This window comes from Ekhidna lutea (assembly GCF_900188325.1).
Classification (GTDB): domain Bacteria; phylum Bacteroidota; class Bacteroidia; order Cytophagales; family Cyclobacteriaceae; genus Ekhidna; species Ekhidna lutea.
Window position 1 is genome coordinate 230,046 of the sequence record NZ_FZPD01000006.1, and the last position, 13,919, is coordinate 243,964.

The window sequence follows — 13,919 nt, forward strand, 5'->3', positions numbered from 1 at the left end:
TTGCCTAAGAGTCGTCAGGACTAAAACTGGTATTTAGTGAAGGGATTGATTTTTTTAGGGAACGAACACTTATACCGAGTAAGCCTAAAGCATACTGAGGCTTTCAATAAAGTCTTTACGATACGATTTTCCAATCTGTACCTTGTGTCCTTTCAGGAAAACGTACCCTTCGGACAAGGAATCTACATGCGCAAAGTTGATGAGATACGATCGATGAACACGCATAAATCCAAAGGGCAGAAGCTTTCCCTCCACACTTTTAAGCGTATGGCTGATGATGAATTTCTCTTTTTCGGTAAAGACGTTGGCATAGTTATCAAATGCCTCCACGTAGACGATATCAGAAGACATCACCGATATGATTTCCTGTCCGTTCTTCAGAAACAATTTTTCAGGTGCCTTTGAGTCGGCTGGCTTTTCTTTCCTTCTCGATAGAGCGATCTCTACATTGGCGATCAAGTCTCGCTCATTGAAAGGCTTTACGATATACCCTGAGGGATTGACTTGTTTGGCTCGGTCGAGTGTCTTTTGATCATAGTAGGAGGTCAAAAAAATGAATGGTACTTTGAGGTGTTTGGACAGCTCAATGCCATCCATCGTCCCATCAATATTGACATCCAGAATAGCCAGATCAGGGGCATTGTCCTCGAAAAATTCGAGCACCTTCTTGCCATTAAAAAAGGTACTGACCACCTCATACCCATGTCGCTCAAGGGTGTCAAGGATGTCATCAGCGATTAAAGGCTCATCTTCCACTACGACTATCGATGCTTTGCTCATGCTACCAGTTTGTATTGTGAAAGTTTCAGTTGGACATGGGTTCCTGCTCCGCTTAAGATATCTATTTCGGCCTCCAGTTTTCTGGACAGTGAGCGAATCATCTTCCAGCCAAACGAGTCTGAAGTTTCCAGTTTGCTCTTATCCATCCCTTTACCATTGTCCGCCACAGACACCACAAGTTGATTGTTATGCTCTTCAAGTGAAATGGTGATTTTTCCTTCTTTCGATTGATCAAAAGCATATTTGAGCGTGTTAGTGATGAGCTCATTCACGATGAGTCCCAAAGGAATAACCGTGTCGATATCCAGCTTTATACCCGAAGAATTCACCTGATAATCAACCAGCTCCTCATTCACCCCAAAGGAGTAAAAAAGCTCAGATAAGAGGTTCTCAAAATAGTCTTGCGCATCTACCCCTTTCAGATCGGTGGTGCCATACAGCCGCTGATGTATCAGGGCCATGGCTTTCACTCTGCTCTCCCCTTCTTTCACTGCTTTTTGGGCCGCCTCATCTTCCAGGTTACCAGCTTGCAGCTTGAGCAGGCTGGAGATTACCTGCAGATTGTTTTTCACCCGATGATGAATTTCCTGAATCAGGACTTCCTTTTCCTGAAGAGATTTTTTCTTTTGTCTGAACATGACAATGGCCAACCCTGCCACCACCGATAGCAATACCGCGAAGATGATGAGCCCATTTCGCTGCTGATCTTTCTTGCTTAGGGAGACCGCCTGTAGCTGTGTTTCTGCATTCAGCTGGGCAATCTCTGCTTCCCGCTTGTCCTTCTCATAGAGCTGCTCCAGTTCGGTTGTTTTAGTGAGCACCTCATTATCCCAGAGTTGCTCCTTTTGTTTTATGGCTTTTTTTAGATGAGTTAAGGAACGTTTTGGTTCTCCTAATTTTTCATAAACATTGGCCGCCAGATTATTGTACTCATAAGCAATATCCGGTTTTACCTTATCGTCAATGACTTCCCCCATTCGGGTCAGATACTTTTTTGATCGTGCCAGATCGTCCTGCTCAAAGTAAAACAGCACAAGTGCATTCAGCACCTGAGCTTTTGTGTCATAGGGACTGTCATCCTTGAGCAAACCAGCCGATTCTTCGTAATACTTCAATGCCGCATTTCGATTGTCAAGGGCTTCATGTGCGATCGCCAGGTTTATTAATTCATGTAGGTAAGCTGTTTCATTTTGCAGCTCACTGGCAAGCTGTAGAGCTTTGTTTGAATAGTATACTGAGCTATCGTATTCGTTGAGAAACCGACAAGCTGCGCTGATGTTCGTGAGCGTATTCAGTATACCATTTTGATCATCTCTCTTTTCCTTGTACATCAATGATTTCTGGTACGACTCTTTGGCCAAAGCATACTTTTCTGTCTTACGGAAGATAATCCCCATGTTATTATATAGAATCCCCAACATCCGAGTATCATCAATTTCCACATAAGTCCGGGAGGCTTCTTTGTACTTTTCAATGGCCGCTTCCAACTCCCCTTTGAATGAGTGAACCACTCCCAGGTTGAATACTGCATTAGCAAGACCTATCACATCATCATGATAAATAGCATGATCGGCCGCTTTTTGATAGTAGGCAATAGCTGAGTCAAACTCATTTTGATAATCGTATGCAAGCCCTTGTGCCCTGATTCCTTTGCCAATGATAATGGGGTTGTCCAATTGATGCCCCAACTCGAGCACCTTACCGGCATAGTACCAGGCAGAATCAAAATCATACTCCGCCCATTGGTAGTTCAGATCGCTATATAATAGAGCTCGAAGGCTATCATTACTCACATGCTCCGCTGAATCAGTTAGTGATCTGATCAGTTGAATATTTTGAGTAAATGCAAAAGAAAATTGAAAAAAAATAAAGTGGTAAACCAGCAGTTTTCGCATCGGATAAAAATAAACCAATAAAAATAAAAAGCCCCATCCGCATGGCAGACAGGGCTTTCGATTAGGTTAGGTTTAAGTTATTCTTTGACGAATTTCTTCATGATAGATTTACCACCTTCATCTACAAGGTGGATCATGTACATGCCTGAGTTCAAATTACCTAGGTGTACTTTGCCATTCACTAACTGTCCAGACTTAACAATCTGACCATTCAGGTTTGTGATTTTATATGACTCTTCTGCTCTGTTCGAAGCGATGCTCAATCGATCTTCCACTCTGTAGTTTGGATACATGCTCACGCTAACAGCCGTTCCTGTTGTGAACGATGAATGTATCACGTAAGAAGATGTAGCTCCGCCTACACAGAAGTTGGTTGTCTCACTTGAGCCAAATGCTCCACCGGATGCAAGCGTAGTGCCACCATCTGTCAGACTGTAAGAGCCATTCCCATAAGAGCAGCAAATACCGTCTCCGTATGAATCATTGATCACAAAGTCATAGCATCCTGCAGCCAGAGAAATGTTCTCTGTCACTGTAGATCCGTCAGGCTGTGAGCCGTACGTTCCACCAGAAGCTACCACTGTTCCACCATCTCTGATCTGCCAGCTGGTCTCCTCAGGATAGTTATCCAATGTGATGCTTAAAGTCACTGTAGTATTTCCGCCACCAGCAGTTACCTGCAGATCATCAACAGCGATATCACTAGACCATCCGTTTCCGGTTGTTCCTACGATTCGCAGCTTCACATCACCTCCAAGGTAAGAAGCCATATCAATGCTGGCTGTCTGCCATGAGTTGCCCTGGTTGCCTGAAAGCGTCCAGATGTTCGTCCAGCTATTGCCGTCCGTAGAAGCTTGTGCAGTTAAAGACCCAATGTTGCTTCCATACATGTGGTACTGGAATGAGAACGTTGCTGCGCTTTCTCCTGAAAGATCAAAACATGGGCTTTCAAGGATTGCTGTTGCATTGTGACCGATCTGTCCGGTGCTTCCGTTTGTTGAAGCTTCAAGGAACATGTAATACGATCCTTGTGCTGCTGAGCTTGGTCCTGTGTTTGATGAAGGGGTTCCGTTGGCATCTCTAACCCAGTTGCCATCATCTCCTGTAATCTGCGTCCATCCATCATTGCTTTCGAAACCTTCGCTGTAAGGAAGGGTCTCAGTAGATGAACAAGACATGCCAGGACTCTGAGTAGTGACATTCACCGCGTTGCTTGCTGCTGACTCATTGCCAGCTGCATCTTTTGCAGTCACAGTGAAAGTATAAGATGTACCAGAAGTAAGTCCTGTCACATTCGCAGTTGTGTTGGTTACAGTTCCAATGTTGGTAGACCCTTGATACACATCATAACCGGTTACTCCTACATTATCTGTAGATGCAGTCCAGTTTAGTGTAAGGGTGGTCTCTGTTACGTTAGATGCTGCAAGGTTGGTAGGTGCTGTCGGTGCTTCTGTGTCTCCACCACCTCCAGTGATGTTCACTGTATAATCTTCAACCTCACCATAAGTGAATGACTCACAAGCGGTAGGAACTGCATTATACTTCATCGAAACTCTCATTCGGGTATTACCTTCAACAGCACTGCTTGGTACTGTAAAGCTTCCTGAAACAGGAGTTGTTTGCGTTGCAGACTGTGTCCACACTTGCTCTCCTGCATCTGAAAAATCACCATCCTTGTTATAGTCAATCCAAACGCTGTATGCTTCGTTGTAAACTGTTCCTGTCCAGGTTGGAGTCACAGTAATCGTCGCAGAAGCGTCTTTCGCAAGATCAGTAGACTGGCTTGTGTAGTCACCATATCCTCCGGAAGATGCTCCAGTGGAATTATCGATACTTCCAAGCTGGACTCTGCTTATGTACTCATCGCTTGTATTATTACCATTTGACGCACAGTAGTTTAACTGCACTTCAGTTGTAGTAAAGTTTACTGAACTGGAGTAAGAAGAATTAGATCCGTCAGAACACTTGCTTCTCACTTGTGCTTCGTACTGCGTTTCAGCGGTCAGTCCGGTAAGACTTGCAGAAGCACCCGAAGAAGCTTGTGTGGTCCAAGTTGTAGTACCTGTCTGACGATATCTTACGTCGTAAGTAGCTCCTGAAACCGGATCCCAGCTAAGTGTAGCTGTAGATGATCCAACATTAGAAGATGAAAGTCCGGTAGGAGTGGTTGCCGTACAAGGCACTGAAGCTCCGAGACCAGTTACAACCAATGAAAAGTCCTGACTACCTCCGGAAAGAGATCCTTTGTGAGTAACAGTGATTGTATATGATCCTGTTGCATTGGCAATATCAACTCTTTCGTATGGATCAACATTGTTATCGCCAGTTCCATTTGAGTTGATACCAGTCAATCTATAAGGATTGTAAGTTGTTCCTCCCTGAGAAACTCTAATATCAAGGTCATTTACAAGTACCGGAGTTGTTTGGTTTGCTGTTCCAGTATTAGCTGTTCCAGCCGGATCTGTCCAGGAGATAGATGCCAATAACGGACTACTTCCATCAGAGTCAACATTCAATGTATAAGTCTGGCCAGGATTCAGCGTAAGCTCCGAAACTACAGAAGCTCCACCATTAGAGCTGATTACCTCAGCAGCTTTTTTGGCGTTAAGCAGTCCCCATCCGTAAACTACGTCCGGACCGGAGATACCTGCATCATCAGCAGTATGAAGTGCCACCCCTTTTAGGGTTGCAGCTCTCATGAAAGAGCCATTCAAATTGTTGTAATGCTGCTGAAGAAGTAATAGTGTTCCGGTCACGTTAGGTGATGCCATGGAAGTACCACTGATAGAGTTGTAAGCTACATCACTGTTGTCGTACGTAGAGTAAACACCTGTACCATTACCAGTAATGTCCGGCTTGATTCTGTAATCATCTGTAGGACCTTCACTACTGCTACTGTTAATTGTCACTGAATTGAAAGTACCATCATTGTTGACATTTGCATCTTGCCCGTTGGCAACAACCATGTTGTTTTTGGAAGTCGAGTGACCAGTAAGTTTATCATATGCGGACTGACCGGCAAGTGGGTTTCCGTTTGAGGAATTGTCATTACCGTCATTACCAGCAGCAACTACCATCAAGTAAAATGGAGAGTTGTACATCAAATTATCCCAATCTCTAGATTCATCGATATATGCCCCAAAGTACCAATCAGGTACCAGGTCCGCTCTAAATCCATACGAGTGATTTGAAATCAACATCCCGCTTGCCGCTTCAGTGGTAGCTTCCGAAAGGTCATTGTTCCAATCATGGGTAAGTGCTCTAGCTTGTGGAGCCATTCCTTTAGCAGCTGCTTGTACACCTGATGCAACAATAGTACCGGTAACATGCTGTGCGTGGAAGCTATTTCCATTCAAACCCGTCACTCCATCATTGATTGTAACCCGGTTGTTTCCACCCGGCCCATCAAACTCCTGGTGTGTTACTCGGGTTGGTCCTCCATCCCATACATGAGCAGTCATGTTTTGGCCATCAAGACTTAAACCAAGTGAACCCCCAATATTGAGGTGATCTGCTCGTGTAGACCGTGCAGCATCCTCATTATAGATTGTGTAATAAATAGGTTGGCCGTCTTTTGATACTGCTACCAATTCATCTACAGAACCATCCGAATTTGCTTTGAGGATTTCCCAACCTCGTAGGGAGGCCATGTTAATGGCTTGAGCTTTTCTGTTGTCCTCTTTGGCTTTAAAGCTCTGTTTTAGTTGGGTAAGTTTTACTTTGTCATACTTGTTGCTAATCTCTTGCCGCTGCTCTGGAGTCTGGGCAAAAGTGGTCATAGTGGACAAGGTAAAGGCGAGCAACAACGCCTTAACCTGTCGCTTGTTTCTTCTCATAATAAAACGATCTAGGTTACTAATTAATCCGACGAATATAAGGTTATTTTTTACGGACTTCCAACAAGCTTTGCTTTAAAAAAACAAAATCAATACTTTATTTTGTTTATAAACAAAAATTAAAATTTTAAACTGTTATTATTATTTTTTCAGAACGAGCTAAGAATCTATTGCACTTTACATAGATAAAAATGTATTATCAAATGATAATGAAAGTTACAATCTGTCGACGAATCAGTCTATTGTGTAGACGAAATAGTTTAAATTGATCCTAAATTCAGGATTTATACGATAATGTCGTTATGTATAAAATATTAAAAGGAATCACAATTTTAGTTTGGCTATTTTTTGGTTGTGCTGCTCAAAAACCTAAAATTGAGAAAGGTACATTAAAAGGTGTAACAGGAGTTTATGAAGGGAATTGCATGCCTGGGCCGGGAAGACCTCCGTGTGAGCCAAGACCTGTTTCAATAACAATTTTGATTACTGACGTAAGTGAATCTTACGATGAAAATAAACTGGTAAAAAAAATTAAGTCAGATGATAATGGCGAGTATCAGACAGATCTTCCTGTCGGAAGATATAGTTTATTCTTAAATGATGCTGATCAGGTAGTATGTACGATAATCCAATGTCCGGAAACATGCATTTGTCATCCATTTGAAATTAAGTCAGATTCCACCACTACTATTGATGCGAATCTGGATCATGCAGTTTGGTGAGTGTTGAATAGTCCTGCTAATCCTCATTTTTTCGTTCTACCAAAAGAACGAATCCTTCGTCGAGCAGAAGGTAACCCTGTTCATAGCAAAACCGGTAGATATCTCCAGCTTTCGTTGTGTAGCTATTCGTATAAAAATCAAAGTCAAATCCTTTCTTTAATAATTTGTCTTTGTGCGTCTTTTTCTTGCCATCCGGGTTTAGTTCAAGCAATATTCTTCGATTCTTAGCCAATGTGTTGTTCACATTTCTCATGTAATTGGTTGTGGCTGAATTCGCCTTATTATTAAAGGCATTTCGACATGCATCTGAGCAAAATTTTTTATCAATCCGACCGTGAACAGGTCTGCCGCACTCCGGGCATTCTCTATTTTTCATTTTTCTAAAGTATTGACTTTCAATAAAAAATCCAATTACAAACGACTACAAACGGATACTAAATGACTACAAATATTTAAAAACCGAATCAAGTTTGTGACCTACCCAACCTTTGCCATCGTCAAACGACAAATTCATCTACCAACAGGTGAATCATTAACAATTAAAATTTTTATTATCATGACAAGTTTAAAGAACCACGTACAACTAATTGGTAGATTAGGTAACGATCCAGAAGTAAGAACTTTCGAAAGCGGCAAAAAAATGGCCACATTCTCACTCGCTACAAACGAGACGTATTACAATAACAAAGGTGAAAAAGTAGAAGATACTCAATGGCACAACATTGTGGTGTGGGGTAAGAAAGCGGATGTAGTCGAAAACTATCTTAATAAAGGAAGCGAGATCGCGCTGGGAGGTAAGTTGATTAATCGATCATATGAAAAAGAGGGTGAGAAAAAATACATCACCGAGATTAGCTTGAGCGAACTACACATGATGGGTAAGAAAGATTGATTATCAATTTTATCGTTGACTAAAAAAGCCCTGCATCGTTAACGATGCAGGGCTTACTTTTTTTTAATCAATTTTAATCCCTCTTCTTTGTCACACTTATTTTCTTAAGCGCACTTTCCTTAGAGAGTGAGCCACTGTCATAGCCTTTAAGCACTTCTCCTTTTACACTCACCTCAATTTCTTCAGGCATTTCACATCCCCGACATTCGGTAAGCTTAACTTTGAAAGTCAACATCTCTTCTGGTTTCATACTTCTAATGGTCCGTCCGTAATCAAGAAGGTTTTCCTTGAATGTTTGCTCAAACTGAGGATACATAGCGTTGACCTTTTCGTTACGCTCTTCCTGAGATAATCCGGTTTCTCCAGTTGTACGAATCGTGTGGATTCCTCCATCACTGGTCGAGGAGTACATCTTCATACTGAAGGTCACTCCGTATCCTTCAAGATTGGTATAACCAATACTTCTGGAAGACATGTAATAGGTAGATGATAGATCCGGCTCATATAATCTGGCGAAAATCGTTGCAAATAACTCAAGGTCTTTAGCAACCTCCTTATTTTCATTAGATGTGAAGGAGATTTTACCAATCACTTCACTCCTATCTAGTTTACCCTGTTTAAATGCGATCAAGTCACTTTTCAGGATTTGAGCCGTAAGACCAGACTGCTTTTTCACTGAGTTTCTTCCACTCACAAAAATCCGATCGTTTTTGCCACTGGTTTGTACTATAATTCTATCCGATGGCTTAAGCTGTCCAATCAAATCTGCATAGTCCACCAAAAAAGTGGTCATTTGCTCCCTGAGGTTTTCTTCAGCAAGCTCAGCAAGTTCATCTCCCTTGATCTCTACACGCCTTTTATCTTCAATCACTCTTCGCTCCTCATCATCTGGCTCTGGTGCTTCAGGTGCTACAACTACCGCTGAACCGCCTCCACTTGACCGATATACAACACTTGAGCCCGATGCTTTAAAAACAAAAGTTGATTGCGGAATGCTAAAGATCACACCATAGTCCTGAATGTAGTTGCTCTCCACATTGTCGTAAAATATTGATCTACTTTCCCCTCTTGCCAGTGTACTAAGGATATTCTCAGCAATTTTTAAATCACGATCCATGCGTTCTTCATCAAATGATTGAGCATAGGTAAAATCGACGCTCGCACATAGAAGCATTCCTGCTATTATTAGTCTTATTGTTTTCATTCGTTTCATTTTTTAGTCCTTCTTAAAATTCAATACTGGTTTGGGTCTTCAACTGTCGAGATAATATTTGCTAATATCTGATTGGTTTGGAATTGATTTAGCTCAGCATCATCTTGAAAATTTTCAAATCTAGTTTGGATGAGCTCAAGATCGTTTTGCCTTTGAATATCCAGAAAGATGGCAAAGTCTGTAAGCACCTGATCCGTATATTTCTTTTGCTCTAACTCAGAGCTTTCGACCATTTTTCGTAGCTGCTCCAGGTATTGTTTCTTTTGTTTTTCAAAATCATCTACTACATGGTCAGGCTTATAGCTTACTAATTGATTTTGAAGCGATTGATTGCTTTCAGAGACCAAATTCCTCATATCTTCTTTAGCGAGTTGGATGTCTTCAGACAAACGTTTATTGTTTTTTTCAATCGCTTCGGCAACCAGCTTTTCAATGTCCTGTTGATTTTGTTCACCAGCTTGATGGCCATATGCTAATTCAAATCCTTGATTATTTAATGTCACTCGAAAATTTGTGAGGTATCCCATAAATAGGATGAGCGCAATGCTTGCAGCAATAGCCAATGTTCTTTGCCAAAACGACATTGTGGATGCTCCAACCACAACCTTGCGGGGATTTTCAAATGAAAACGTAGGGACCTCAACTTCCTTATCTTCCAGCTGTCCCATGATTGAAAGGGTGGATTTCAATCCATTCAACTCTTTTCTTGCATCCTCATTGTCTGCAAGGTATTTCTCCACTTTATCAAGTTCTTTTCCTACCAGCTCACCACACAGGTAAGCAATTAAGGTCGACTCTTCCGGTTTATAGCTCATAGCTTAATGTTTCTTTCGTAATTCGTTCTTCTTCCAAATAATTTTTCAGGAGTTTTAAGCCCCTGTACATCCAGGTCTTCACCGTGTTTTCTGAAGTATCCATTACCTCAGCGATCTCTCTAAACTTCATCCCCTCATACTCTTTCATAATAATCACACTCCGTTGATCTTCTGAAATTTTCTGAAGACTGGCAAAAAGAATTCGTTGCATCTCTTGCTGCCTATAGCTCATCTCAGGGTTGTAAAACGCCCCCTCTGCCTGACCTTCTTCCCTGATCATTGTTTCACCATCATCTCCTTGGGATGTGGTGAATGGAACCGTTCGAGAACGTGACCATTTTCTACCCTCCTCATGACAATAGTTTGTTGCTATCCGATATATCCATGGTTTAAATCTGGTTATATCTTTCAGCTTCGCCAGGTTTCTAAACACCGAAATGAAGGTTCGCTGTGTGATATCAGATGCGAGCTCTTCAACAGAACATTGCTTCAGTACATAATTGTAAATCCTTTTGTACCAAAGACTAACCAATTGATTGAATGACCGCTCATCGCCGGTCATTGCTTTTTCAATCAGGTCATCCATATTCACCATAGCAGTGGTTACCTGACTGACTTGCATAATGTTCGATTAGTATTTTCTAATGTTTCCATCATAAGGCTTGGTTTCTTCTAAGATGACATAGCCTTAAAAAAAGTTTTAATCAGGAAGAAAAAACTTTGATTTGCGTGAAAATGCTATTAATCAGAATGAATTTACCGAAAATTGATCTATTCCGCTGAGTTATCGGATGAGTATCCTACCGCATAATGCCTGGCCATCCACATTCAACCGGTAATAATAAATGCCTGGTTCAAACCCTATAGTAGGTATGTTATCTTGTGAGCCTTGAACTTCCTGTGAATGAATAAGTGCCCCCCGTTGATCTATCAGCTCGAGCAAGGGAGTTCGATCTGCAAACTCTTTTGTAATTATGGTAATTGGTTCTCCTGAAGAAACCGGATTGGGAAACACCCTGACTGGAATTTCAGTCAGGTAGAAGGTAGATCCGGCTGATAAGGTCAACTCTTCACCGTTAATGAATCTGATAGTAGCTCTATGTTCATTATACCCTTGATTTGGATTACCATCCAAAATGCTAATTTCTTCAGATACCAGTACCATTTCTGACAAATTAGCTATTTGGGTATATCCACTTATTATATCATTCCGTTCAAATACTATTTCATCAATTCCGTAAGTAGTGCCAAGACGTAGGTTTAAATAAATTCCAGTATCCAGTGCGACAGACTGAAAAAAGGAGGATACATAACAACCGACTCCTTGCAGGGTGTAATCAAACGTAGGAGTAGGCAATAGTTCTTCACCATTTATCAGTCTTGGTTTGATCGAAAATCTGGTGTCAGGTAGTGTTTCAACATTCGGAATGATTAGAAATGTATCGCTCGTAATGGCAAACTCTTCTAAAGCATCATCCCCAAGCCTTGAAACTGCATATTCGTCAGCATTTTGGGATCGATCCCACCTAAGCATTAAGGAATCAGCGCAATTGAACCCAAGAGATGCTTGCAATGGTTCTGAGACGGTAAAAATATCTGTTTCAAAAACTTCCATCCCAATAGTCATTCTTGCACGAATGCTGTTATTCAACATCGGGGGATTATTCCAGCGCCAGTAGCCATTTTTTAACTCTACTGCCGCATCTAATACAATCCAGTCAATCCCATCAATTGAATAAGACAATTCTCCAATTCCATCTTTTGTTGTATCCCATCTGAAGTATGATCCCGACTCTCCATTATAGGGCATATTATCACTCCCGGTTGGATAATCCCACTCGAAAGAGTCGCTCAATTCATATTCCCAGGCTATAAAATAATCCTGATCTGTAAGCAAATCTGCTCCTTCTATTTCTATTGTATAGGAAGTCGATGGATTTGGTATGGTGACTTGTTCAACGTTATTTAGTTCATCCACAGACCTGGTTGCTTGTTTCGACAGATTCTCAACGTTTGGGCTAGCGTCAAGCACCCATGGCAATATCGTGTCTACTCCATCGGTAACTCTCAAATCAAGATTATTTACTAAGGCTGGAAAATCTCCAATATTGGCTGCCGGATCGGTCCAGCAAAGTGTCACCTTAAGGTTAACAGCATTAGCGGGAAGTGTCAGGGTAAGAGTTTCTATTTCATTATTTGCAACAGTTCCTGAGGCGTATTGCAAATTCTGTAGCATCTGTAAGCTTTTCCAGGCGTTTATATTTCCATAGCCCGTCAGATAGTCCAACCCAGTGGGTCCAACGTCATCTGCTCCATTTATGAGCAATGCTTTGGTTAAAGCCGATGGCATCTCAGCTCCCCCGTTACCCTGCCTATATTGTTGTTGCAAGAGGATGGATATACCTGAAGCCAAAGCTGCTGAATTGGAACTTCCAACTGCACTATATGTTACTACTTCGGGTTTCACCCTGCCATCATAGGCCGGCCCACGAGAAACAAATGAAGGAATATTACCAACAGTATCAACTGATCCTACAACCAAAGAATTTTTCGTCATTTTGATATTGCCTGTCAGATTAGCAAATCCTTCAATACCTGAATAAATACCATCCGATGAGACTTCACGCCCCTCGTTACCACTTGAAAAGATATGTAGCAGACTCTTGTTAGCTACCGAGCTTTGATCAAATGCTCTTGCTTCCACCCCATAATCGCTTGATCGAGGAATTCCGTACGAATGATTCTGTGTGAGAACACCAAGTTCCGCATACGATTGATCTGAATCAGGCATAGCATCCAAAAAATCCGATGAAGTAATTGTTACTCTATTTGCAACACCACGACCGGTAATAAATGAATTACCTGCTCCGGCTATGATTGTCGCCATTTCTGTTGCATGGCTGTTGGTCGTCTCACTCTCAAGCCCAGAAGCTAAACTACGCCCTAACAAATCGATATCGCTTTCATCAAATCTGTTTTCCTGAATAGATACAACCTCAGTTGATCCGTTTAAGTCAGGGTAGCTGTGGTGAATTTTATTTACTCTATTAGGATTAAGGTTCATGTCAATCACCCTGCTTTCGACAGATGGACTGTTTACCTTATCAGTGATATGAATTACTTCAGGATGTGGAATCAATATTTCCTCTACTTTGGACCACTTACCTTTTATTAAATAGGTATTACTTGATTCGTAAAATCTGACTATTTCAAAAGAATCCTGTAAATCAAAATTGAATAGCTCAGTAACTACCACATAATAGTGATCCACATGCCTGCTTTCTTTCAGGCTTAACTTCCATTCGTTGGATACACTCCAGTAATGATCAGCCTCTATTCCGTTAAAGGTTCCTCTTGTGATATGATGCATTCGGTCAAACGACCTTAATATTTTTAATTTAGGATTTGCTTCCAGAATCTTCCTGACTGAACCATTAAGTAAGAGTGTACCTTCAGACTCACCTAACTTTGAGATGCTGATTTTAGCGCTAATGCTCTCTTTCCATAGTTCTGCCTTTTGGGTAAATCCCACAACAGACCAAACAAACAATACCAGGTTTAAAACAATTCCTCTCATAGGTTCGCCAAATTAGACAAAACACCACATATCATCGATGAACAAATTTAATTTGTCGATTAATGGACATTTTCAATAGACTATACTTTATTCATTAAATATTTCGATTTATAATTGGATATTTTAAATATAGTGCAGAATATTATTTGTTTTATCAAGTGATAATGTTGATAAAAAAATAGAATATTA

At 41.2% G+C, this 13,919-nt stretch carries 10 protein-coding genes; 2 read left to right on the forward strand and 8 right to left on the reverse strand.

What is annotated here, in order from left to right; all coding sequences use genetic code 11:
• Positions 1 to 84: 84 nt before the first annotated feature.
• The 3 genes from CHB71_RS17510 to CHB71_RS19155 all read right to left on the reverse strand — a co-directional run bounded on the left by CHB71_RS17510 (position 85) and on the right by CHB71_RS19155 (position 6,511).
• Positions 85 to 780: a LytR/AlgR family response regulator transcription factor gene (locus tag CHB71_RS17510; RefSeq protein WP_089358253.1), complete on the reverse strand. Its 696-nt coding sequence runs from the start codon at positions 778 to 780 to the stop codon at positions 85 to 87.
• Positions 777 to 2,675: a tetratricopeptide repeat-containing sensor histidine kinase gene (locus CHB71_RS17515; protein ID WP_089358254.1), complete on the reverse strand. Its 1,899-nt coding sequence runs from the start codon at positions 2,673 to 2,675 to the stop codon at positions 777 to 779. Before CHB71_RS17515 ends, CHB71_RS17510 begins: the two co-directional genes overlap by 4 nt.
• Before the next feature lie 77 nt (positions 2,676 to 2,752).
• Positions 2,753 to 6,511 (reverse strand): GEVED domain-containing protein, encoded by a 3,759-nt coding sequence (locus CHB71_RS19155; protein WP_221406758.1) that lies wholly within the window; start codon positions 6,509 to 6,511, stop codon positions 2,753 to 2,755.
• Positions 6,512 to 6,813: 302 nt separating this feature from the next.
• Here CHB71_RS19155 and CHB71_RS17525 point away from each other — a divergent pair, with 302 nt between their 5' ends.
• Positions 6,814 to 7,233 (forward strand): hypothetical protein, encoded by a 420-nt coding sequence (locus CHB71_RS17525; RefSeq protein ID WP_089358256.1) that lies wholly within the window; start codon positions 6,814 to 6,816, stop codon positions 7,231 to 7,233.
• Positions 7,234 to 7,249: 16 nt separating this feature from the next.
• On the opposite strand, the gene CHB71_RS17530 is transcribed toward CHB71_RS17525, so the two are convergent.
• Positions 7,250 to 7,609 (reverse strand): DUF2116 family Zn-ribbon domain-containing protein, encoded by a 360-nt coding sequence (locus CHB71_RS17530; RefSeq protein WP_089358257.1) that lies wholly within the window; start codon positions 7,607 to 7,609, stop codon positions 7,250 to 7,252.
• Between the two features lie 180 nt (positions 7,610 to 7,789).
• Between CHB71_RS17530 and CHB71_RS17535 the strand changes: the two genes are divergently transcribed.
• Positions 7,790 to 8,125 (forward strand): single-stranded DNA-binding protein, encoded by a 336-nt coding sequence (locus CHB71_RS17535; protein ID WP_089358288.1) that lies wholly within the window; start codon positions 7,790 to 7,792, stop codon positions 8,123 to 8,125.
• Between the two features lie 73 nt (positions 8,126 to 8,198).
• On the opposite strand, the gene CHB71_RS17540 is transcribed toward CHB71_RS17535, so the two are convergent.
• The 4 genes from CHB71_RS17540 to CHB71_RS17555 all read right to left on the reverse strand — a co-directional run bounded on the left by CHB71_RS17540 (position 8,199) and on the right by CHB71_RS17555 (position 13,730).
• Entirely contained in the window at positions 8,199 to 9,329 is a 1,131-nt protein-coding gene (locus tag CHB71_RS17540; protein WP_089358258.1) for a hypothetical protein, read from the reverse strand.
• 29 nt (positions 9,330 to 9,358) lie between these two features.
• Complete coding sequence (locus tag CHB71_RS17545; protein WP_089358259.1) at positions 9,359 to 10,153, reverse strand: anti-sigma factor family protein; 795 nt, start codon at positions 10,151 to 10,153, stop codon at positions 9,359 to 9,361.
• Positions 10,143 to 10,775 carry an RNA polymerase sigma factor gene (locus CHB71_RS17550; protein ID WP_089358260.1) on the reverse strand — a complete coding sequence of 211 codons (633 nt, stop codon included), beginning with the start codon at positions 10,773 to 10,775 and terminating at the stop codon, positions 10,143 to 10,145. Before CHB71_RS17550 ends, CHB71_RS17545 begins: the two co-directional genes overlap by 11 nt.
• A 162-nt stretch (positions 10,776 to 10,937) precedes the next feature.
• Positions 10,938 to 13,730: a S8 family peptidase gene (locus CHB71_RS17555; protein WP_089358261.1), complete on the reverse strand. Its 2,793-nt coding sequence runs from the start codon at positions 13,728 to 13,730 to the stop codon at positions 10,938 to 10,940.
• Positions 13,731 to 13,919: the final 189 nt, after the last annotated feature.